General features: G+C 70.6%; 18 protein-coding genes. 10 read left to right on the top strand and 8 right to left on the bottom strand.

The window, feature by feature from the left end:
• Positions 1 to 5: 5 nt before the first annotated feature.
• The 3 genes from ABEA33_RS21825 to macS all read right to left on the bottom strand — a co-directional run bounded on the left by ABEA33_RS21825 (position 6) and on the right by macS (position 2,306).
• On the bottom strand, positions 6 to 401 hold the full coding sequence (locus ABEA33_RS21825) for a heme-degrading domain-containing protein (RefSeq protein ID WP_345529216.1): 396 nt from the start codon (positions 399 to 401) through the stop codon (positions 6 to 8).
• 90 nt (positions 402 to 491) lie between these two features.
• On the bottom strand, positions 492 to 1,157 hold the full coding sequence (locus ABEA33_RS21820) for a response regulator (RefSeq protein WP_345529157.1): 666 nt from the start codon (positions 1,155 to 1,157) through the stop codon (positions 492 to 494).
• A gap of 9 nt (positions 1,158 to 1,166) precedes the next feature.
• Positions 1,167 to 2,306 carry a MacS family sensor histidine kinase gene (gene macS / locus ABEA33_RS21815; protein WP_345529155.1) on the bottom strand — a complete coding sequence of 380 codons (1,140 nt, stop codon included), beginning with the start codon at positions 2,304 to 2,306 and terminating at the stop codon, positions 1,167 to 1,169.
• A 73-nt stretch (positions 2,307 to 2,379) separates the two neighbouring features.
• Between macS and ABEA33_RS21810 the strand changes: the two genes are divergently transcribed.
• The 3 genes from ABEA33_RS21810 (at position 2,380) to ABEA33_RS21800 (ending at position 3,492) form a co-directional block, all read left to right on the top strand.
• Positions 2,380 to 2,670 (top strand): YiaA/YiaB family inner membrane protein, encoded by a 291-nt coding sequence (locus ABEA33_RS21810; RefSeq protein WP_345529153.1) that lies wholly within the window; start codon positions 2,380 to 2,382, stop codon positions 2,668 to 2,670.
• Positions 2,671 to 2,732: 62 nt separating this feature from the next.
• On the top strand, positions 2,733 to 3,008 hold the full coding sequence (locus ABEA33_RS21805) for a Rho termination factor N-terminal domain-containing protein (protein ID WP_345529151.1): 276 nt from the start codon (positions 2,733 to 2,735) through the stop codon (positions 3,006 to 3,008).
• 16 nt (positions 3,009 to 3,024) lie between these two features.
• Positions 3,025 to 3,492, top strand: a complete 468-nt coding sequence (locus ABEA33_RS21800; protein ID WP_345529149.1) for a DUF6328 family protein — start codon at positions 3,025 to 3,027, stop codon at positions 3,490 to 3,492.
• 97 nt (positions 3,493 to 3,589) lie between these two features.
• Here ABEA33_RS21800 and ABEA33_RS21795 read toward each other — a convergent pair whose 3' ends face one another.
• Together ABEA33_RS21795 and ABEA33_RS21790 are read right to left on the bottom strand one after the other, a co-directional pair.
• Positions 3,590 to 4,885, bottom strand: coding sequence for a cation:proton antiporter (locus ABEA33_RS21795; RefSeq protein ID WP_345529147.1), 1,296 nt, complete (start codon positions 4,883 to 4,885; stop codon positions 3,590 to 3,592).
• A 46-nt stretch (positions 4,886 to 4,931) separates the two neighbouring features.
• Positions 4,932 to 5,834, bottom strand: a complete 903-nt coding sequence (locus ABEA33_RS21790; protein ID WP_345529145.1) for a LysR substrate-binding domain-containing protein — start codon at positions 5,832 to 5,834, stop codon at positions 4,932 to 4,934.
• A 93-nt stretch (positions 5,835 to 5,927) separates the two neighbouring features.
• On the opposite strand from ABEA33_RS21790, the gene ABEA33_RS21785 reads away from it, so the two are divergent.
• Positions 5,928 to 7,046, top strand: a complete 1,119-nt coding sequence (locus ABEA33_RS21785; RefSeq protein ID WP_345529143.1) for a TDT family transporter — start codon at positions 5,928 to 5,930, stop codon at positions 7,044 to 7,046.
• A 27-nt stretch (positions 7,047 to 7,073) separates the two neighbouring features.
• Here the strand turns inward: ABEA33_RS21785 and ABEA33_RS21780 are convergent, their stop codons facing one another.
• Together ABEA33_RS21780 and ABEA33_RS21775 are read right to left on the bottom strand one after the other, a co-directional pair.
• A complete protein-coding gene (locus ABEA33_RS21780; RefSeq protein WP_345529141.1) occupies positions 7,074 to 7,316 on the bottom strand; it encodes a hypothetical protein in 243 nt (80 codons plus the stop codon).
• Positions 7,317 to 7,398: 82 nt separating this feature from the next.
• Positions 7,399 to 10,098, bottom strand: coding sequence for a beta-glucosidase (locus tag ABEA33_RS21775; protein ID WP_345529140.1), 2,700 nt, complete (start codon positions 10,096 to 10,098; stop codon positions 7,399 to 7,401).
• A 166-nt stretch (positions 10,099 to 10,264) separates the two neighbouring features.
• Here ABEA33_RS21775 and ABEA33_RS21770 point away from each other — a divergent pair, with 166 nt between their 5' ends.
• The 5 genes from ABEA33_RS21770 to ABEA33_RS21750 all read left to right on the top strand — a co-directional run bounded on the left by ABEA33_RS21770 (position 10,265) and on the right by ABEA33_RS21750 (position 16,730).
• Positions 10,265 to 10,555, top strand: a complete 291-nt coding sequence (locus ABEA33_RS21770) for a hypothetical protein (protein WP_345529139.1) — start codon at positions 10,265 to 10,267, stop codon at positions 10,553 to 10,555.
• Positions 10,552 to 10,710, top strand: coding sequence for a hypothetical protein (locus tag ABEA33_RS21765; protein ID WP_345529138.1), 159 nt, complete (start codon positions 10,552 to 10,554; stop codon positions 10,708 to 10,710). The genes ABEA33_RS21770 and ABEA33_RS21765 overlap by 4 nt, the downstream gene beginning before the upstream one ends.
• Before the next feature lie 301 nt (positions 10,711 to 11,011).
• Entirely contained in the window at positions 11,012 to 12,502 is a 1,491-nt protein-coding gene (locus tag ABEA33_RS21760; RefSeq protein WP_345529137.1) for a DUF3375 domain-containing protein, read from the top strand.
• Complete coding sequence (locus ABEA33_RS21755) at positions 12,499 to 13,260, top strand: DUF4194 domain-containing protein (RefSeq protein WP_345529136.1); 762 nt, start codon at positions 12,499 to 12,501, stop codon at positions 13,258 to 13,260. Before ABEA33_RS21760 ends, ABEA33_RS21755 begins: the two co-directional genes overlap by 4 nt.
• Positions 13,261 to 13,262: 2 nt before the next feature.
• The gene (locus tag ABEA33_RS21750; protein WP_345529135.1) at positions 13,263 to 16,730 is read left to right on the top strand and encodes an ATP-binding protein; all 3,468 of its coding nucleotides are present in this window, start codon (positions 13,263 to 13,265) and stop codon (positions 16,728 to 16,730) included.
• A 1,752-nt stretch (positions 16,731 to 18,482) separates the two neighbouring features.
• Here ABEA33_RS21750 and ABEA33_RS21745 read toward each other — a convergent pair.
• A complete protein-coding gene (locus ABEA33_RS21745) occupies positions 18,483 to 20,699 on the bottom strand; it encodes an ATP-binding protein (protein WP_345529134.1) in 2,217 nt (738 codons plus the stop codon).
• 284 nt (positions 20,700 to 20,983) lie between these two features.
• Between ABEA33_RS21745 and ABEA33_RS21740 the strand changes: the two genes are divergently transcribed.
• Positions 20,984 to 21,742: an AraC family transcriptional regulator gene (locus ABEA33_RS21740; protein ID WP_345529133.1), complete on the top strand. Its 759-nt coding sequence runs from the start codon at positions 20,984 to 20,986 to the stop codon at positions 21,740 to 21,742.
• Position 21,743 lies beyond the last annotated feature (1 nt).

The raw sequence follows: 21,743 nt of genomic DNA, 5'->3' as shown, positions 1-21,743 counted from the left end.
CAGCGTCAGCCCGCGGCGCCGTACAGCAGCTGCTCGAGCGCCTCGACGACCAGACGATGGTCGTCGCGCTGGGGCAGGCCGGAGACGGCGACCGTGCCGATGCAACCGGTGCCGCGGAGCAGGATCGGGAAGGCGCCGCCGTGGGCGGCGTACTCGCCGGGGTCGAGCCGCGAGTCGGTGTCGAACGACTTGCCCGCGACCCGGAACTGCTCTCCGACGCGGAGGGACGAGCAGCCGTAGCGGTCCACCACCGCGTACTTCCGGGCCAGCCAGCCGTCGTTGTCGGCGGAGGCCCCGGGAAGCGCGGCATGGAAGAGCCGCTGGCGTTGCGGCGCACGGAGATCGCCACCGGCAGGCGGGCGGCGGCTGCGGCTTCCCGCAACGCGAGGCCGAGATCCCAGGCGACGTCCTCGTTGAAGGCGTCGAAGACCAGGCGCTGCTCCTGGGCGATCAGCTCGTCGAGCAGGGTGCGGTCCGTCATGACCGCAAACCTACTCGGCGTCGAGACCCCGCTCGATGGCGTAGCGGGTCAGCTCCACCCGGTTGTGCATCTGCAGCTTGCGCAGGGTGTTCTGCACGTGGTTCTGCACGGTGCGGTGCGACAGCACCAGGCGGTCGGCGATCTGTCGGTAGGACATCCCCTTGGCCACCATCTTGAGCACCTCGGTCTCGCGCTCGGTCAGCGTGTCGTCCCGGTCCGTCGTCGGTTCGTCGGACCTCCGCTGGAACTCACCGAGCACGAGCCCCGCCAGTCCCGCGGTGAAGACCGGGTCGCCCAGGGCGACGCGCCGTACGGCGGTCAGCAGCTCGTCTCGCGAGGCCGACTTGACCAGGTAGCCGGTCGCGCCCGCCTTCACCGCCGCCAGTACGTCGGCGTGCTCGCCGGACGCGGACAGGATGAGCACCCGGACCGACGGGTCCTGCCGCACCATCTCGGCCGTGACCTCGACGCCGTCCGGCGCCGGGATCTGCAGGTCGAGCACGACGACCTGGGGACGGGCGGCCGGGAAGCGGGCCAGCGCCTCGCGCCCGTTGGAAGCGACTCCGACCACGTCGAGCCCGGCGTCCTCCAGGTCGCGCTCGACGGCGTCGCGCCACATGGGGTGGTCGTCGACCACCATCACCCGGATCGTGGAGCTCGCCTCGGTCTCGCTCATGGCGGCACCCTAAGGCGCGGCCGACGTCCGCGGGACCACGAACTCCCACTCGGTGCCGAACGAGCCGGTCGCCAGCTCGGCGGTGCCGCCGAGGTCGGCGATCCGGCCGCGGATCGACTCGCTGACCCCGAGTCGCCCCTGCGCCGCGGCCTCGTCCAGCCTGCCGGCGGGGATGCCGGGACCCTCGTCGCGCACGGACAGCTCCACCCGGTCCGGAGAGGCCTGCAGCAGCACCCAGACCGGCGCGTCCTCGGCCACGTGCCTCCTGACGTTGTCGACGCAGGCGCGCGTGGCCGCCACGAGCTCATGGGCGGTCGCGGCCGGGAGGTCCACGGGGAACCCGGGCGTCGACACCGTGACCGTGCCGTCGTGCTCCAGCCGGGCCAGCTCGACGACGATGTCCACGGTCTCGGCCTGACGATCCGGGTCGACGGACTCCTGGGCCCGGATCAGCCCGCGCAGCTCGCGCTCCTGCTGCCCGGCGAGCTCGCCGAGCACGGCGGCCTCGCCGCCGAGCTCGCGTCCACGGCGTTGGACCAGGGCGAGGACCTGCAGCACGCCGTCGTGCACGACGCGCGCCAGCCTGGCTCGCTCGGTCGCCGCCGCCGCCGCGCGTTCGGCGAGGTCGCGCTCCGTGGCCATCTGCTGCAGTGACTGGCACATGAAGCCGACGATCGGCCCGCCGATCACCAGCAGGAAGGCGTTGCCGTAGTCGGACTGGCTGATCTCCTGCCGCAGGAAGAGATCGGCTGCAGCGATCAGGACCCCGGCGACGAGGCCGCCGAGCCATCGGTAGTGGATCGACCACGCGAGCAGCGCGCCCATCACCCAGAACCCGGGCAGGCTGGCGCTGAAGCCGGCACCTTTCACCATGGGTGTGATGAGCAACAGTGCCATGGCGATCGCCAGGTCGGCGGCCAGGAGGAGGAAGGTACGACGCCGGTGCTCGTCGTACGCCCAGATCGCGAAGGCGGTCCACGCGACCATCGCGACGATGCAGGCCGCACCCGCTGTCGGTCGCTGGAAGTTGTCCCATCGGTAGACGCTCAGTGCGACCGCGTTGACGAGCACGACGATGCGCAGCACCGCGAGGGCGCGGAAGAGCCGGTCCTCGACGGCGATCGCCGCAGGGGAGGTCCACGAGCTCACAGGTGGCAGTGTCGCAGGGAACTGAGTATCTGTACGGATGCCGGGTCCGCGCGGCTCGGGCGAGGGTTGCGGCATGGAATCCCACACCCCCACCACCAAGAACACCACCGCCTTCTTCGCCCAGTCCGCCCTCGCCTTCGGCATCGCGCTGCTGACCATGCTGATCGCGATCTTCTACCTGCCGGCCGACCCGTGGCCCAAGGCGTTCCTCGCACTCGGGACGCTCTTCCTGACGACCTCCTCCTTCTCGCTCGCCAAGTGCGTCCGCGACGCCCAAGAGAGCCAGTACGTCGTCTCTCGGCTCGACCAGGCGCGCGTCGAGCGGATCCTCGCCGACCACGACCCGTGGAAGGAGGTCGCATGACCTCCCCGGCGCCGTACCCGGACCGGGCGCATGCCGGGTGCTGAACCGGGAACGGTTCAGGTATGCCGAAGAACAAGAAGACCCCCGGACCCAGCGTCAAGGACGACCACCTCTACGAGAAGCTCCGCGACGAGGGCAACAGCAAGGAGAAGTCCGCCCGGATCGCCAATGCGGCGGCGAACACGTCACGCAAGGCGGTCGGCAGGAAGGGCGGCGAGTCCCCGGCGTACGACGACTGGTCGGTCGCTGACCTGCGCAAGCGAGCCGCCGAGCTCCAGATCGAGGGCCGCTCGTCGATGCGGAAGCCCGACCTGATCGACGCGTTGCGCCACCACTGATCGCAGGGCGGGCAGCATGGGCGGACGCGACGAGACCGAAGAGGAGCGCCTCGATCGCAAGTTCGATGACCTCCTCCAGGAGCTCCGGGTCATGCAGACCGGGGCTCAGCTTACGGCCGGCTTCCTGCTGACGCTGCCCTTCCAGGAGGTGTTCGAGGACCTCGATGACTTCCAGCGCACGACCTACCTGGTGCTGGTCGTCCTCGCGGCCCTCACCACCGTGCTGCTGCTGTCGCCGGTGGCGATCCACCGCCGCCTCTCCGGCCGCCACGCCAAGGGCCGTGTCGTCGACGCGGCTCAGCGCCTGGTCGCCGCGGCACTCGTGACGTTGTCACTGATGATCGTCGGGATCATCTTCTTCACCTTCGACATGGTCATCGACCGGTCTGCCGCCCTGGTGGCCGGGGTCGGCATGGGCGCTGTGGTCGCCGGCCTCCTGCTCTGGGTGCCGTGGGGACTGGACCGAGCAGCCGGACGGGACTGACGTCGGGACGACGAGACCCCGGCACCTACACGCTGCGTGAGCCGAGAGGCCGGGGTCGCGTCGCTCCTGCTGGCACAGTGACCCGGACGGGGCCGGCTCACTCTCGCCCTTCCGGGTGAAGATCGCGGTCGGGATCCAGCCGGGCCATGACCGGTGTCGAGAGCACGCCGTGCACGAGGACCGATGCCACGATGGTGAACGAGACGGTCGACCAGAGCCAGTCCTGGCCCAGCTCGGGCGCCTCGCCCGCGGCGTACGCGAGGTAGTAGATCGACCCGACGCCACGGACCCCGAAGAACGCGGCCGCCCACTGCTGCGGCCGGCTCAGCCCGCCTTCCCCCTGTTTGGCCCGGATCGCCAGGGCCAGCATGCCCGCGGCCGGGCGCACGAGCAGGATCAGCGCCAACCCGATGGCGACCCCGCGCCAGTCGAGCGCGTCGAGCAGGCCGCGCGTCAGAGCGATGCCGAGCACGAGCAGGACGAAGAGCGTCAGCAGGCGCTCCAGCCGCTCGGCCACCTCGTGCATGGCGGCGTGGTAGTCGTGCGAACGCTCGGCCGAGCGGAAGGTGATCGCGCAGGTGAAGACCGCGAGGAAGCCGTAGCCGCCCAGCACCTCGCCCACGCCGTACGACGCGATGAGGGCCGCGAGCGCGAGGAGGGATTCACCGCGCTCGGCGACGCGGAGTGACCTGCTCGCGGAGCGGAACGCCAGGACGGCGAGGATCCGCCCGACCACGATGCCCGCCACGACCCCGATCATGATCTTGCCCACCAGGTAGTAGCCGACCCACTCCAGACCCCAGTTGGACACCGCACCCTCGGTCGCCATCAGGATCGCGACGTATACGAACGGGAAGGCCAGACCGTCGTTCAGACCGGCCTCCGACGTAAGGGTGAAGCGCAGTTCGTCGCGCTCGTCCACCTCCAGGTCGCCGGTCTGCGGGCCGGCGACCTGGACGTCCGACGCGAGGACCGGGTCGGTGGGGGCGAGCACGGCACCGAGCAGGACGGCTGCGGCGGGCGCGAGGCCGGCGGCCCAGCCGAGGAGAGCGACCGCGGCGATGGAGACCGGCATCCCGATCGCCAGCAGCCGCCAGGTCGCGGACCAGCGTCGCCAGCTCGCCCTGTCCCGGAGGTGAAGTGGACGGTCGAGCGCCAGGCCGACGCCCATCAGCGCCACGATGACGACGAGCTCGGTGACGTGCTCGATGGCCGCTCTGTTGTCCTGAGGATCGAGGGGGAGGTCGTCGGGCAGCGACGTGAGACCGATCAGCATGCCGACGCCGACGAGGACCATGGGCGCCGAGATCGCCCAGCGTGCCAGCAGGTCCGGCAGCACGATCGCCAAGAGCAGGCTGGCGCCGGCGACGAGGTAGACGAGATCGGCGGTCACCGTGGTCCCGTGCCCCCCAGGGCGGCCGGGCATGCGGCGCGAGGGATCAGGGCGTCGAACGTCCGGCGATGCCCAGGAGGTCACGGACGGGACCCGCGGGCGGGCGCTTGCTGCCGACCCAGACGGCGGTGAACTCGCGACGCAGGTCGAGACCGTCCGTCGCGACCTCGACCAGCCGGCCGGCGTCGATCTCGGCCCGCGCGGCGCGGTCGCTGACGAAGGCGGGCGGGCTGCCGGCGCGTACGGCGGCGAGCACGGCGGTCGTCGTCGTGAGCTCGACCTCGGACGATGGCGGGGCAGCACCGGCGGCACGGAAGGCGTCCTCGACGACCTGACGGGTGCCGGACCCGGGCTCGCGACTGGTGAGCAGGCGGGCCGTGATCTCTTCGGCCGCCAGCGGCTTGCGCCGCCGGGCCCACGGGTCGTCCGCCTCGGCGACGAGGACGAGGTGGTCGTCGCCGACCACACGTGAGGCCAACCCACCGAGGTCCGCCGGACCCTCGATGAACCCGAGGTCGGCCTGCCCCCGGCGTACGGCGTCGAGGACGGTCTCGGAGTTGGTGGCGTGCAGGCTGGCGGACGTGTCGCGCTCCCGGCGGAGCCGGACGAGCCAGCGGGGGAGGAGGTACTCCGCCGTCGTCATGCTGGCGTAGACGTGCAGCTCGCGGGAGCGGTCCTCGCGCAGCGTGCGGAGCGCGGACTCGAGCTCCTCGGCCCGCTCGAGCAGGGGCCGGCTCCACTCGACCAGCAGCCGACCGGCCGGTGTCAGCGTGGAGCCGGTGGTCGCCCGCTGGACCAGCACCAGCCCGGTCTGGGTCTCGATCGCGCGCAGCCGCTCGGACGCGGACTGCTGGGAGATGCCCGCCGTACGCCCGGCGGCGCCGATGCTGCCGAGTCGTGCGACGTCAGCGAGCAGCCGCAGCGAAGGCAGGTCGGGCAACAGGTCCACGAGAGCACCGTACACGGGCTCACAGGTATGTCCTGTGACGGCACAGGGTGACGGTCCCTACTGGCGTACCGCCCTGTGGACCAGGGTTGAGCCATGACCACGATTGCCCTCGAGCGACAGGCCAGCGGCCGGGTCGCGCGACCCGCGCCGGCGTTCGGGTTCATCGGGCCCAACTGGTTCGCGTCGGTGATGGGCACCGGCATCGTCGCGGTCGCCCTCGCGGGCCTGCCGTTCCAGGTGCCGTACGCCGGACCGGTCGCCGCCGCGGTGTGGGCCCTCTCGGCGGTGCTCCTGGTAGCGGTGACCGCGGCGACGGCCATGCATCACCGCCTGCACCCGCAGGTCGCACGGGGGCACCTCGACGACCCGGTGATGGCGCACTTCTACGGCGCTCCCGCGATGGCGCTGATGACGGTCGGCGCCGGCGCGATGGTGGCCGGCCACCGGCTGATCGGGTCCGGCCCGGCCCTGGTGCTCGACGTCGTGCTCTGGACGGTCGGGACCGTGCTCGGCCTGGTCACCGCGGTGGTGGTGCCCTACCGGGCGTTCATCACGCACCAGGTGTGCGCGGACTCGGCGTTCGGCGGGTGGCTGATGCCGGTCGTGCCGCCGATGGTCAGCGCCTCGACCGGTGCGCTGCTGGTGCCGTACCTGCCCGCAGGTCAGGCCCGCGAGACGCTGCTGGTCGCCTGCTACGCGTTCTTCGGGCTGACCCTGGTGGCCAGCGCCGTGCTGATCGCGTTCATCTGGCGGCGCCTGCTGCGCCACGGGATCGGTGCCGCCGCCTCGGTGCCGACGCTGTGGATCGTGCTCGGCCCGCTCGGGCAGTCCATCACCGCCGTGCACCACCTCGGCCGCGTCGCGCCCGACGTCCTGCCGGCGCCGTACGGCGGTGCCTTCCAGGCCTTCGGTCTGGTCTACGGGGCGCCGGTGTGGGGCTTCGCGATGATGTGGCTCGCGCTCGTCGCCCTGATCACCGTCCGCACCGCTCGCGCCGGTCTGCCGTTCAGCCTGTCCTGGTGGTCGTTCACCTTCCCGGTGGGCACTGTCGTCACCGGCACGTCGGGGCTCGCGGCCGTGACCGGGCTCATCGTGCTCCAGGTGGCTGCCGGACTGCTGTTCGCGGTGCTGGTCGTCGCGTGGGCGGTCGTCGCCGTCCGCACGCTGCGAGCTGTGTGGTCCGGCCGTCTGCTCGTCGCGCCGGTCGGGTAGCCGTCGGGTTCGGAGGGTCGAAGGTGATCAGCCGGTCGTCTCGACGTCGTCCTGGTCGGGGTGGTGGTCCTGGTGCTCGTCGTTGGTCACCGCGTCGGGCCCGGTCGGTCCCTCGTCGGCGTCGCCGCTCTCGCCCTGCGGCGCCCCTGCGACCGAGTCCTCGGGCGAGATCTGCTCACCCGGCTCCTTGAAGCTCGCCACCTCGGAGACCTGTCCTTCGTCGTCTGATCCGGAGTGGTGCTCGGACTGGGGTTCGTGGGGCGTCGTCATGACCGGCTGGTACCCAGGAGTGGAAGGTCGAACGCACCGAGCTGTCGCGGGGCGCCGCAGGTGCGGCGCCCCGCGCTGGGGGTCACCGGACGGTGGCCTGGCCGATCTGCCGGTTCGCGGCCGAGGACCTGCCGAGGTAGACGGCGGTGTTCCCTTCCGGGGTCTCCCACCGGTCGGCGTCGGTGTCCCAGTAGGACAGCGACTCGGTGGGGATCTTGACGGTGATGGTGCGCGACGCTCCGCGCGCGAGCTGGACGCGGGCGTACCCGGCGAGCTGGCGCGGCGGACTGTCGACTCCGGGCAGCTCGCCGACGTAGACCTGGGGCACCATCGCCCCGGCCCGGTTGCCCGTGTTCGTCACCCGGAAGCGGACCCGGACGTTGTCACCGTTGCCGCTGCCGTTCAGCACCTGGGCTCGCGAGAGGCGGAAGGTGGTGTACGACAGCCCGTAGCCGAACGGGTACGACGGCTGGACGCGGTCGGCAAGGAAGCCTCGGTAACCGACGTAGACGCCTTCGTCGTACCGCTCGGTGCCCTCGTTCGGGATCGGCACCTGACGCTCGCTCCGAGGAACGGTGGCGGGCAGGCGTCCGGACGGGTTGGTCCTGCCGAAGAGCACGTTGGCCACGGCGTTGCCCTGCTCCTGCCCCGGGTACCACGCCTGCAGGATCGCGCGGGCGCTCCCTCCCCAGGTCCGGACCGTGGTGGTCGCCCCGGTCATGATGACGACGACCGTGCGTGGGTTGACCGCCGCGACCTGCCGGATCAGCTGCTCCTGCTCCTTCGGCAGCCCGAGGTCGGGGCGATCGACGCCCTCAGTCTCGTAGTCGCGGACCACGACGACGGCGGTGTCGGCCGCGGCCGCGGCGTCGACTGCCGCCCGCATCGCCGGGCTGAGGACCGACTCGGGGTGCTGCCACCAGAACCGCACCTGAGCGCCCTGGTAGCTGTTGAGCGCGGGCGCGGCGTAGTCGATGGCGACCTGGTGGACGGTGCCGGACTGCAGGAACAGTCGCCTGCCGGCGCTGGAGAGGGCGCCGCTGTGGGTGACGATTTTGGCTCCGTCGACCGCGAGCGTGGCATCTCCCCGGGCGGTGAGCCCGAGCGTGTACCAACCGGTGGCCGGTGCCGTGAGCGTGCCGCGCCACCGGGCCGACAGGTCGCCGAGGAGCGCGAAGTCACCGCGCACCGTCGGGATCTTCGGCGAGGCGGCGTTGAACCCGGGGAAGTTCTGGAACCCGAAGTCGACGTTGGCGTTCGGCTCCTCCTGCACGAGGTGCGGGTCCCCGGCGTACGTCGCGTTGCCCCAGTACGACGCACTCAGTCCGGTGCCGCTGCCGCCCTCGGGCGTGAGCACGGACGAGGGGACGGGTGCCGGTCCTGGCAGCAGATCGCCCTCGGAGATGCCGTCGGTCCCCGGTGAGTAGGTGACGTTGCCTGCTCCGGCCCGGGCGCGGATGGCCGACACCGTGTCGACGGCGGCGGTCGGGACCGAGATCTGTGACGATCCGCCCCCCTGCGCTGAGGTGTTGTCCGCGTCGGGACCGATTACGGCGATCGACCCGGAACGGGCCCGCAGCGGCAGCAGGCTCCGGTTGTTCTTCAGCAGCACGATCCCGCGGGCGGCGACCCGACGGGCGAACCTGCTGTTGCGCGCCTTGTCCCAGGCCGTCACCACCGGCCGCTCGTCGAAGAGCCCGAGGCCGACCATCGGCCGCAGGATCCGCCGGGCCATGTCGTCGAGACGGCTCATCGAGACGTCGCCCGCGGCGACCGCGGCGACGAGGCGCTCACCGAAGTTGGCGCTTCCGAGCCCCTGGTCGCCGGGCTGCTCCTGGTCGAGTCCGGCATTCGCCGCCTGCACCGTGCTCGGAGTGGCGTTGTAGTCGCTCATGATGAAGCCGCGGAAGCCGAGCTGCTCCTTCAGCAGCGTGGTCATGGCGTCGTTCTCGCAGGCGTAGGTGCCGTTGAGCTTGTTGAAGGAGCACATCATCGCGCCCGGGCGGCCGTCGCGCTGGACGATGTCGAACGGCCGCAGGTAGATCTCCTGCAGCGCGCGTTCGCCGACGACGGCGTTCACGTTGAACCGGTCGGTCTCCTGGTTGTACGCGAACGGGTGCTTGGCGGTCGCCACGACCGGGTGGTCCTGGATCCCGGCGACGACTGCGGCCGACAGGTTGCCGACGAGCAGCGGGTCCTCGCCGAACCCCTCGAAGGCGCGCCCCCACAGGGGAGTGCGGGCGATGTCGGCCGATGGTGCCAGCTGGAAGTTGTGGCCGGTGTCGAAGGCCTCCTGGCCGAGCAGTCGACCCCAACGCCGCGCCATCCCGTTGCCGAAGGAGGCGGCGAGCGCGGAGGCCGAGGGCAGCTGGGTCGAGCTCTTGTCGATGTTCGGGTTGGCCACGCGTACGCCGACCGGTCCATCGGCCATGGTGGAGGCCGGGATGTCGAGCCGCGCGATCGCGTTGTTGAAGAAGCCGTAGTTGTTGTTGAGCTCGCCGGTCGCCAGGTCCGCCTTCTCCTGGGTCGTCAGCTGGGCCATGAGCTCATCGACGCGCCGTTCGACCCGGGACGAGGTGTCCCAGTTGTCGGTGCGGTACGAGCGGGCGTCAGGTCGTTGCGCAACCCATTGGGGCTGCGACCGATCGCCGGAGAAGCGGCTCCGTTGGTCCCCTCCCGGACCGTCCTCACCACCCACCGCTGTTGCTCCAGCCGGAGCCAAGGTCGCGGCCGCGGCGACCGCGACGACCAGGCCCGCCGTCCAGATTCCCACCCTGTTCATGAGCGTCTCCCTCCCGAGAAGATGGCTCTCGACGCTACGCCGAAGGCCCCGGACCACAACTCCCGACCGAGGCGTGAGCCATCGCGGCTCGAAGGGCGGACAAAGCAGCATGCGATCCGTGCGAGACGTCAGGAATGGCGCTCCGTCGGACGGGCACTGTCCGAGCGTGGCTGTCTGTCTGGTGTGGCTCGGCGATCCCGCGGCGGTCGATGCCGTGATGAGCGCGCGAGGGCCCTGGCACGAGGTCGTGGAGACGGCACCGGGTCTCCTGCTCGTCGAGAGCGACGACACGTTGTCGAGGGTCTACCACGAGGTGAAGTGGCTGCTCCCCGACGGCTGTCCGCTGTTCGTGGCGCCGTTGCACGAACGGCCCAAGGCGCGCGGCGTCGCCGACGGGGTCGTCTCGTGGCTGAGAGCACGGTTGCCCCTGCCTGGTCCGGGTACCGGGCAGCCATGACCACGACACCCGACGAGCAGTCCATTGAAGACCCCGACATCTCGCCCGGGGTGACGCCTGATCCCGTCAACCCCGGGGAGGACCCGGGCATGGACCCCGTCGACCCCGGCGCGGGCGACGAGCCGGACGTGCGTCCGTCGTCCGACCCGTTCTGACCCACCTTTTGAGGTCCCACAGTCCGCGCGATCCCTGTTTGCTGAGGTCCCAGTAGGGGTCGTCTGCTCAGGTCATGGCGTGCGCTGTCGTTCTCGTCGCCGTGAAGCTCAGGCTCCTGCCCCAGTCCCGAGCCGACGCTGCGGGACGTCGTACGTGGCGTGGGTGCGGAGCCACGACATGTATGACGTCCTCGGGGGCGCGGGGAGGACACGCAGGGTCGAGGGGTGTCAGGTCTCGTCGGTGCCCTCTGTAATGCTTGCCCACCGGAAACGGACCGGGACGACATCATGGGGGCGAGAAGTGAGCGAGATCGCGGGTGAGCTGGCTCGGGTCAAGGGCGCCTTCTCGCAGCCGACGCTGACCCTGCTCCACCAGCGACAGGCGCCGGTCGTCATCACGATCTTCCGCGCCGCGTTCGGGCGCAACAACAGACCGATCGCGACGGCGCGGCTCCACACGCAGGTGGAGGAGCACCTCGCCCAGATCCGGCTGGCGGGGGAGCAGGACGTGCCCAGCGGCACCGGGCGCGAGGTCTGCCAGCGCTGGATGCGCGGCCAGTGGCTGGTGCGCTCCCTCGACGATGCGGGCCACGAGGTCTACTCGCTCACCTCGCACGCCCAGCAGGCGCTGGAGCTGGTGAAGAACCTCGCGCGGGACCGGGCCACGCTGAGCGAGCACCGCATCGCGACGATCCTGGGCTCCGTCCGTCGGTTCAACTCCGAGGCCAACCCCGACCGCTCCGCCCGGGTGACGATCCTCAACGAGGAGATCGCGCGGCTGCAGACCGAGCGTGACCGCCTGGTGGACGGGGCCGAGCTGGTCAGCGCCACCGAGGACTACATGCTCGAGGGATTCACCGAGCTGCTCTCCCTGATCTCGGCGCTGCCGAGCGACTTCGCGCGGGTCGAGGAGCGGTTCGCGACGATCCGGGGCGAGATCCTGGCAGCGTTCCGCGCCGAGGACAGGCCTGCGGGAGAGGTGATCGACGACTACCTCGCCCGCGCGGACGCGTTGATGACCGTGACCCACGAGGGCCGGGCGTTCGAGGGAGCGTTCGCGCTGCTGCGCGATGATGCGCTGGTCACCCAGCTGCGCGAGGACCTGACGGCGCTGCTGGAGCATCCGCTCGCCGACGGCATCCTGAGTGACGCCGAGCGCGCCGAGCTGCGGGGCACGGTGCGCCTGGTGCGGGACGGGCTGGACCGGGTGCTCGCCCAGCGCTCGCGGGTGACGGCGACGCTCAAGGAGTACATCGTCTCCCATGACGCGGCTCGCGACCGCGAGCTCGAGCAGACCCTGCGGCAGGTGGAGTCCGAGCTGATGACCTGGGTGGCGACCACCGGGCCACGCGCCAGCCACGACGTACCGCTCCTCCCGGCGCGGGCGAGCGTCGATCACCTGCGCGAGCGGTTCTACGATCCCGCCGACGACGTACTGCCCGAGCGCATCGTGGCCGCCGACCCGACGGACGCGCCGCCGGTTACGCTCGCCGAGCTGATGGCCCAGGGCGGACCCCAGCTCGCGGCGCTGCGGGAGCGCCTCGACAACACCTTGGAGGCGCTGCTCCCGGCGGGCTCGCTCGGCGAGTTCTTCCAGGCGCTCGAGCCCTCGTTGCGACGACCGGTCGAGATCTTCGGGCTGCTGCATCTGGCGGCTGACCGGGAGTGGCGGGCCGAGGACACCGCGGAGTCCTTCGCCACCCTGCGCCCCGACGGGACTCGACGCACGTTCTCCGTGCCCCGCACGCCGCTGCCCGACCCCGACCGACGAGAGAGCGAGACCCGCGCATGAGTGTCGACATCGACGTGGAGGGGGACATCCCGGTCGACGCCGCTACCGCGGTGGACGACGACCTCCTCACCGAGGACTCGGTCTCGCTCTTCGAGGGGGACGAGGGCGGCCTGGAATACACCCAGCGGCACGCGCTGGTCACGCTCCTCAAGCAACGATTCATCAGTGCCCGCACCCACCCCCGTGACTGGCAGGCGCTGGTGGAGCACGAGCGGGTCATCCGGTCGCGGCTCAACGACCTCTTCCTCGATCTCGCCGTCGACCGTGAGCGCGAGGTCGCCTGGAAGCGCCAGGCGGTCTCGGAGACCGGCAGCCGCTTCCCGACGCTGCTGTACGACGCCGCCTGGTCGCGCGAGGAGACGCTGGTGCTGGTGCATCTCCGGGACCGGCTGAGGGCAGGGCGCGCCGGCGGCGACGCGCGGGTGTACGTCGACCGCGAGGACGTCGTGGACTACGTCGCGAGCTTCCGGCCCGCCCACGCCACGGACGAGGCGGGCGACGAGAAGCGGGCTCGCAACGCGGTCGCGACCGTGGCCAAGGCCGGACTGCTCATCGGCGTCGGAGGCGACGACCGCTTCGAGATCAGCGAGGCCGTCGAGCCGCTGCTCCCGCTCGAGCTCCTCCAGGAGCTGCTCGACGCGCTGCAGCGCGCGAACACCGGCGACGCGCCGACCGAGTCGGACGAGCCGATAGACCTGTTCGACGACGAGCCGGCCGACGCCGGCGACAGCGACAGTGACGCAGCAGGGGAGCAGTGAGCATGTCGATCGACGAGACCGAGCGGGTCGGGGGCGCGTCCGAGGGCCTCTTCGAGCAGCAGGTCGTCGCGACGCCGTCCGACGACACGGTGCAGTGGCGCGCGGCGCTGATGCAGCTGGTCAACTGGGGCGGCTTCGGCGGTCTGACGACGGTTCCCCTGCGGGGCGACGCGACGATGATCTCCGGGGCCTCGGGCGTCGGCAAGAGCACCATCCTCGATGCCTACACCGCGCTGATGATGCCGTCGGACACCAAGTTCAACGGCGCCTCCAACGATGCCGTAGCGGGTCGTGCGCGGGGTGTCGGCCAGCGCAACCTGCTGTCCTACCTGCGGGGTGCCGTCGACGTGGTCGACGACCCGCGCACCGGCCGACCCGTCGAGAAGCTGCTGCGTGGCCGCGGCTCCGACACGTGGGGCGCCATCGCCATGACCTACGTCAACGACCACGGCGGCCGCTTCACGGCGCTGCGCACCTACTACGTGCCGCGCCGTGCGACGCGCTCGGGCGACGTACAGATGCAGCTCGTCACCCACGAGGGCGCGCTCCCGCTCGATGCCCTCGAGCTGGCCGTGCCAGAGCGGTTCCACGCCAACACCCTCAAGAAGCTCTTCCCTGGCATCCGGGTGCACCGGACGTACGCCGAGTACTCCGCCGTCCTGCACGCGCGCCTCGGCATCGGGGCCAACGGAGACGGCGCCAAGGCGCTGCGGCTGCTGGCCCGGATCCAGGCCGGCAACCAGGTGCGCAGCGTCGACGAGCTCTACAAGGACATGGTGCTGGAGCGGCCCGCGACGTACGCCGCCGCGGACCGGGCCATCGAGCACTTCGACGACCTCGACACGGCGCACTCGGCGATGCGCACGGAGGAGCAGAAGCTCACGCTGCTCGACCCGATCACGGGCCTGCACGAGCGTCGGCTCGCGGCCGGCCGTCGGCTCGCCGAGCTCGACTCCTACGGCGTCACCCTGGCCGGGGACACCCCGTTGCGGCTCTGGCTGCTGCGCACCCACGCGCGGTTGCTCGGGACCGCCATCGCCGCCAACCGCGACGCTCGCACGGCGACTGCGGGCGACCTCGCGGCGACCACCTCGGCCGAGGCCGCACTCCTCGGCGACCTGGAGGCCGCGAAGGAGGCGCACCGGGCCGCGGGGGGCTCCACCCTCCAGTCGCTCGGGCTGTCGCTCGAGCAGGAGGCCGTGGTCCGCGAGGACCGGCTCGGGCGGCGCGCGGTGCTTCAGGAGCGGATGCTGCCGCTGATCGACCTGACCGCCACCGACGGCGCAGACGTCGAGGGCGCGCTGGGCTCCGCCGACGACTTCGCCGCGCTTCAGCAGCGCACCCGCCGTTGGCTCGATGGGCTGCCGGTCGAGCTCGCCCGGCTGACGCGCGAACGCGACGGCGTACGAGACCGCCGCTACCCGCTCAACCAGCGCCAGAGCGAGCTGCGTCGGGAGCGGGCCTCGCTGGAGAGTCGGGCCGGCCGGATGCCCGCCCGCATGCACGAGCTGCGCGCCGAGGTCGCGCAGGCGAGCGGACTCACGGTCGACCAGCTGCCGTTCGTCGCGGAGCTCGTCGACGTCGCCCCTGACGAGGCGCGCTGGCGTACGGCGATCGAGACGGTCCTCGGCGGCTCGGCAAGGGTGATGCTGGTGCCGCTCGACCGACTCGACGAGTTCTCGGCCGCGATCGACGGGCTGCAGCTGCGGGGCCGGCTCACCTTCGAGGGCGTCGAGCTGGACCTGCCCGACCGTGGTCCGGCGGATCCCGAGCGGATCGCCGGCAAGCTGCTCTTCAAGGACTCGCCGTTCTCGGGCTGGGTCCAGGCGCACGTCGAGGAGCCCGCGCGCAACGCCCTGTGTGTCGAGAGCGCAGCGGAGCTCGCCGGCGCCGGCCTCCGGGTCACCCTGGCCGGCCAGACCCGCAACGGACGCCGCGGCGCCCACGGACGCAACGAGTCCCGCAGCATCATCGGCTTCTCCAACGAGGACGCCATCGCTGACATCGACGGAGAGCTCGCCTCTCTGGAGTCCCGGCTCGTGGAGCTCGACACGGAGGTCACCGAGCTCGACCGACAGCTGCGGGTCCTCGAGCAGCTCCGCGGCGCCCACGACGCTGTCGCGGCGGCCCGGTTCGACGACCTCGACGTCGAGAGCAGCGACCAGCGGATCGCTGAGCTGGAGAGGCGACGGACGGAGATCCTCGCCGCCGACGACCAGCTCCAGGTCCTGCAGTCCCAGATCGACGACCTCGACGGGCAGCTGGAGGCGGCTCGCCGCAGGCGGTTCACGCTCGAGCAGCGGCAGCGCGAGCTCGGCGACGCCCACCTGGAGCTGATCGACTCCGAGGACCTCGTCAAGGACAGGCTGGAGGCCATGGAGTCGGCCGGCAGCGTGGTGCTCTCACCGGAGCAGGAGGCCGCACTGGTCGCCGACTTCGCGGCGGCCGCTGCCCCGGCCGACCCGGAGGACCTGGACCGCTTCGCCGAGAACTCCCAGCGCCTCTCGGAGCGGCTGCGCGAGGCGGTCGCGGTCGCCGAGGTCGAGATCAACCGGGTCGACGACGAGCTGACCGCGACCTTCCGGATGTACAAGTTCCAGTGGGACTCGCCCAACCTCGGCGCGACCGCTGACTCCTACCCCGACTACGCGCGCATCCTCGAGGAGATCCGCGGCAAGGGGCTCGCCGACCGGCGCTCCGAGTGGCGCCGCCGGCTCACCGAGTGGAGCGGCCAGGACCTGGTCCCGCTCGTCGGTGCGATGGCCGCCTCGATCGAGGACATCGAGGACCGGCTCGAGCCGATCAACGCGATCCTGCGGCGGCTGGAGTTCGGCGGGGTCGGCGACCGCCTCCGGATTCGGCTGCGCCGCCTCGCCTCCGCGCACGTCCAGGCCTTCATGAAGGACCTCCGGACGCTCTCCTCGGGCTCGACCAAGGAGCTGGGGGAGGAGGACCTGGAGCAGCGGTTCGCCGACCTCAGCCGCTTCATGCAGCAGCTCCGCAAACCCACCCAGGCCGGCGACGCGCCGCCCACCCTGTCCGACCGTGATCGCTTGCTCGACGTACGCCGCCACGTCGAGATCAGCGCCGAGCGCTACGACTTCCTCACCGGCGAGTTGCGGGCGACGTACCGGACACTGGGGGAGAAGAGCGGCGGCGAGAGCCAGGAGCTCGTCGCCTTCATCGTGGGGTCGGCTCTTCGGTTCCGGCTCGGCGACGAGATGCGCTCGCGACCGCGGTTCGCGCCGGTCTTCCTCGACGAGGGCTTCGTCAAGGCCGACTCCGAGTTCGCAGGCCGGGCGGTGCAGGCGTGGCGGGGGCTCGGCTTCCAGCTCATCGTCGGCGTGCCGCTCGACAAGGTGACCGGCCTCGAGCCGCACATGGACGAGCTGTTGGCGATCACCAAGAACGCCACCACCCACCAGGCCTGGATCACGGCGATCACCGATTCCGAAGAGCGCGGCGACTGATCGCTGCGCTCCGCATCGACCTGGTCGCTCCTCGTCAGAGCGCTGGACCGGCCCGCTACGTCGAGCCGCGCAAGCTCGGCATGCTCAACCGTTTTGGGCGGGGTCTGCAATGACCACGTGGACCGGTCTCGTGCGGTTGCGTTCCGCCGCGGAAGGCGGGCGGCGGCAATCGGTCCCTCCGCGCCCCGGTGCGAAACGAGGATGCCGGGGTGGCTCAGCCCCAGGTTCACCGACCTGTGACAGAAGGCCGGACCTCGGGAGCTCCCGCTCGACAGACGCCTTCGCCGCTGGGGGGACATGAGGACACGGCGAAGGCGCACTTCCACGGTACTTCGACGAGTCCAGCGAGCCCGCCGAGCGAGTCCGAGGCACCGAGTCCGCGCATACGCTGTGGTGATGGATCGGCGGGGTCGCGGTCTGTCTCGGCGACTGTGTATCGCCACCAGCGATCACCGCTACCTGCTCGAGTAGGTAGTAGACCGTGCCCGCCAGCATTGCCAGCACGATGCAGCCCAGTCCGGGGACGACCCGGTGCCTGAAGAGCAGGACGATCCCGATCATGACTCCGAGTAGCGGGAAGACGGCGGCCGCGACCACGCCCAGTACGACGATCCTGCGTCCGTCCGTCGCCTGGCGGTAGTTGCGTCGGGCACGAGCCCACACGCCCTGGTCGGCGTCGACCATACCCACCATCATCGCCCACGACTGGGTCAGTGGCTCTGGCGCCGATGGAGCCGACCGCTACTGCTTCTTCACGTCGCCGCACTGTGCGCAGTGCAGGCATGAGACGAGGTTGACCGGCTCACCACCCCAGCGCTGGGCGGCTCCTACGACGCGGACCTCGAGCGGCTCACCGCAACGACAAAGCCGTGGGCCCGGGCCTTCGGGGCGCCGCCGCAACCAGTGCAACATGTACCAACGATGCCACCGCCGGCCCTCCTGCGCGAGAGTGCGAACCGAGTCAACGCTAGGGATCGGGGTCGGTGAGGGCGCGGGGGGATTGCTGCATGGTCTGGTGTCAACCTGGCTCAGCCGTCGTCGGGGCGGGCGTAGGCGCGCTCAGCGCCCGGAGTCGCTGAGAACGCAACGAGGGCCCCGGCCAAGCCGGAGCCCTCATCGTTTCGAACGTCGAGTTCGAGCACTACGTGCACAAGTGACCAAATGTCGTAGTACTGACTGACTGACCCCCGCTGACCTGCGCAAACGTCGAGGATGGCCGGCTGTTTGTACCGGATTTGTAGCAGGCTGCCTCGTGTTCCTGACGCTAGAGGTCGGAGCGGCTGCCTCGATTGATCGAGAGATCGACCGCCTTCCAGACGGGCCAGCGACCTTGCTGACTCGCAGCCCCGTTGTCCGCGCCAGCTAGAGAGTCCGTGCTGCTCCGGGCACATCTCCATCACGCTGGTCTCGCTCGGGCGGCGCCGAGGGCTACCAGTGCTTGGGGCGATTCGTGCTCGCCTGACTTCGCTTCCGTGAGGCGGCCACTCGCGCTGGCGACGGCCGCGGAGGGCGCACCCAATCGAGCACCGTGCCGACCATGAGGGCGACGAGCGGGATCCAGATCGGGATCAGCCTGAACAGTCCGAGGGGGACAAACGTTCCCAGTACGTCGTGCACGTGGACTCCTGAGTGGGGGACGCGAGCAACGTATGCATGAGTGGACACTGACCCGTAGGACGATCGTGCCGAGTCGGAGTCCGGAAGCGCCCCGCTTCATGAGTCCGCGAGGTCACGTGGCGGTGACCATCGCTCCTATAGCCGACCAGGCGATTCCGTCGCGTTCTGTTGTGCCACCCAGGTCGCGATCTGGGCGCGCGCGTTCAACCCGAGTTTCGCGAAGATGTGCTCCACGTGGACGTCCACGGTCCGCGGGGAGACGACCAGTTTGGCCGCAACGTTCCTGCTCGACATTCCCTGAGCCACCAGTTCCGCGACCTCGCGCTCGCGAGGTGTCAGCAGGTCGTCGGCCCTTCGGGCTTCGACCGAGGAGACGCGGCGCTCCCGCAGGGCGAAGGTCAGGATGTCTTCCACCGCGAGCCGGCCTCCGCGCGCAAACGCAGTGTCGAAGGCGGGGTCGCCCATCGCTTGGCGAGCCACGCCCTGGAAGTGTTCCCGCCGCGCGAGGAGGTGTTTCGCGCCGAACAGGGGGACGCCAACGGTCTGCCAGACCTGGTCCGACGCGCCGAGAAGCATCGCCGCCCGCTCGGAGTCACCGCGCGCGGCGGCTGTCCATCCGAGAGCATCCAGGATGAAGGCGAGGCCCAGGCTGTCGGGGGTGAACCGCTTGAACTGCAGCGCCTCGCACAAGTCAGCCTCGGACTGGTCGAGCTCGCCCTGGAGGAGCCGCAGGATCCCCCTCGCCCACATGGCATAGGACAACAGCCAACGCTCGCCGGCCTGATTGCACTGCTGGCATGCCTCCCCGACCACCTCGGCGGCGCTTTCCAGCTCGCCCGACAGCAGGTAGGCCATGGCCAGTGCGGGCCTCACACTGTTGGGGTAGTCGGCGGGTACGTCGGTGCACGCATAGCGCTCGAGTGCCTCGACCAAAACCGGAATGGCCGCACTCGGGTCGGAGCCCAGTTCGCGGAGGCCGCGCATGTGGGTTGCGTAGGCCAGACCCCTGGGGTCGTCGAGTCGGCCCGCAAGGTCGTGAGCCGCGTCGATCAGTCCAGTCGCAGCAGCCTCATCGCCCTGGAAGATGGCGATGTCAGCGGCGGTGCCCAGGGCCCAGATCCGGTCGAGACTGGGGTCCCGATCCATCGCCAAGGCCCGATCGAGCCACAGGCGGCCTTCGGTCATGCAGCCGAGCGCAGCCCAGAGGAACCAGGGCAGACCCGCCATCCGCAGTGCGAAGCGCCTCTCGTCCGGTCGCGCGAGACAGAACTCGAGCGCCGCGCGCAGGTTCGGATGCTCCACACGGAGCAGAGCGGCCCAGGCCTCCTGTCCCGGACCGAACCACTCGGCGGCAGCCTTCTCGATGAGCCGGCAGTACCAGTCCCGGTGCCTGCGTCGCACGTCCGCCTCAGAGCCGGACTCCCGTAGCTGGGCCTGGCCGTACTCCCGGAGCGTCTCCAGCATGCGGAACCTGACATGACCGCCGTGCTCGCCTCGGATCAGGATCGACTTGTCGGTCAGCCCGGCCACTGTGTCGAGCAGCGACCCTCCGGCGAGCACGTCGTCACCGCAGACAGCCTCGAGGGCGTCGAGGCCGAACCCGCCGGCGAACACGGATGCGTGTGCCCAAAGGTCCTGCTCCGTCGGAGTGCACAGCTCGTGGCTCCAGTCGATGAGCGCCTGGAGAGTCTGGTGCCGCTCCGGCAGATTACGACGGCCCTCGCTGAGCAGTTCGAACCGCCTGTCCAGCCGACCCGCGAGCTCCTCCACCGAGAGGACGCGCAGTCGCACCGCGGCCAGTTCGATGGCCAACGGGATGCCGTCGAGCCGTTGGCAGAGCTGGATCACCGCTTGTTCGTTGTCAGGGGTGATCTCGAACCCGGGAACGACCGCGGCCGCCCGGGCGGCGAACAGGTTGACCGCCGCGAACTGTGTCGCGACTCCGGGAGTGAGACGGACATCGGTGTCGGGCACTGGCAGCGTCGGCACCGGGTACACATGCTCACCGGCGATCATCAGTGCCTGTCTGCTCGTCGCGAGGATCCGCAGCTTCGGCGCCACCCGCAGCAATCTGTCCGCCAGGTCCGCGGTCGCTTCGAGCAGGTGCTCGCAGTTGTCGAGGACCAACAACATGTGCCGGGGACGCAGGTAGTCGTCGAGGACCGCCGACGCATCGGCAGCGTGCTCCCGAATGCCGAGGGAGTCCATCAGCGTGTGGGGCAGCAGGTCAGGGTCCTTCAAGGAAGCCAGCTCGACCAGACGAACCCCGCCCGGGAACACGCGTCGCAGGTCATGGGCAACGCGCAACGCGAGCCGGGTCTTGCCGACCCCGCCGACACCGGTCAAGGTCACGAGCCGACTGTCGGAGAGGTGCTGTCTGACCGCGCGGACCTCGGATCGACGGCCCACGAAGTTCGTGAGATCCGCGGGCAGGTTGTCCGGTCCGTTCGCCGTCCGTGGGGCCATGGTCCGGCCAGCCTAGCCCGCGCTCCCGGGACGGGGAACGCGGTCGCGAGGGGGACGGACACGTGCGGATAGGTAGTGGGATACGTCATCCACACAATGACCCGATCGCGGTCCGCGAGCACGCTGTTGAGATCGATCGAACCCCAGCCCGATGTCCCTTGGAAGGCCCGATGACCGCGACCGCAACCGCCGAGCTCGCCCTCCTCGACCTCGAGACCCTCTCTTCACGTGATGTCGGCGACCTCCAGCTCGCGGACTGGGACTGCGCGCCCCTGGAAGGCATGTTGTCGCCGGGTGATGCTCGTGAGGGTCAGTACGTCGTGGTGGTCCTGCCGGCTTGGGGCGACGAGCGCGCCGCGAAGCGCACGCTGACCCTGCCGCGCGCCGCGCTGGTGGCAGCTGGTTGCGACGCGAGCATTCCTTCCTGCCTCGTGCTCGAGCACTCCCGGCCGCTCGTCGGTGTTCTCCTCATGGCCCTCGACGCGATCTGGAGCGGTGTCCCAGCCATGAGCTCGTCAGAGATCGAGGTGACGCGCGGGGCGCTGGTGACGCTGACTGCCGGAGTCATCCGCGCTCAGAGCGGCTCTGCCACGCCCCGATCCGGAGTGCGCGCCTTGCGCGCGCAGCTCGACGAATGGATCAACAACCATCTGCGTAACGGTCCGATCCACATCGAGGATCTGGTGGCCGCCTTCAACGTATCGGCGCGCACCGTCCACCGGGCGTTCTCACTGACCGGGGACACCATGACCGCAGTGGTGCGTGCGCGGCGTCTCGCCGCGGTCCGTGAGGACCTCGTGCACACGGATATGACCATCGCGGCGATCGCGAACCGCTGGTGCTACTTCGACCCCAGCCATCTCTGCCGGGAGTTCCGCCGGCACTTCGGGGCCACGCCGAGCGAGTACCGGGAAAGCCACGGCTGCTGAT

It is taken from the genome of Nocardioides endophyticus, assembly GCF_039543845.1.
Taxonomy (GTDB): Bacteria; Actinomycetota; Actinomycetes; order Propionibacteriales; family Nocardioidaceae; genus Nocardioides; species Nocardioides endophyticus.
Note: the sequence above shows the minus strand (reverse complement) of the source record. Positions and strands in the feature narration are given on the sequence as shown.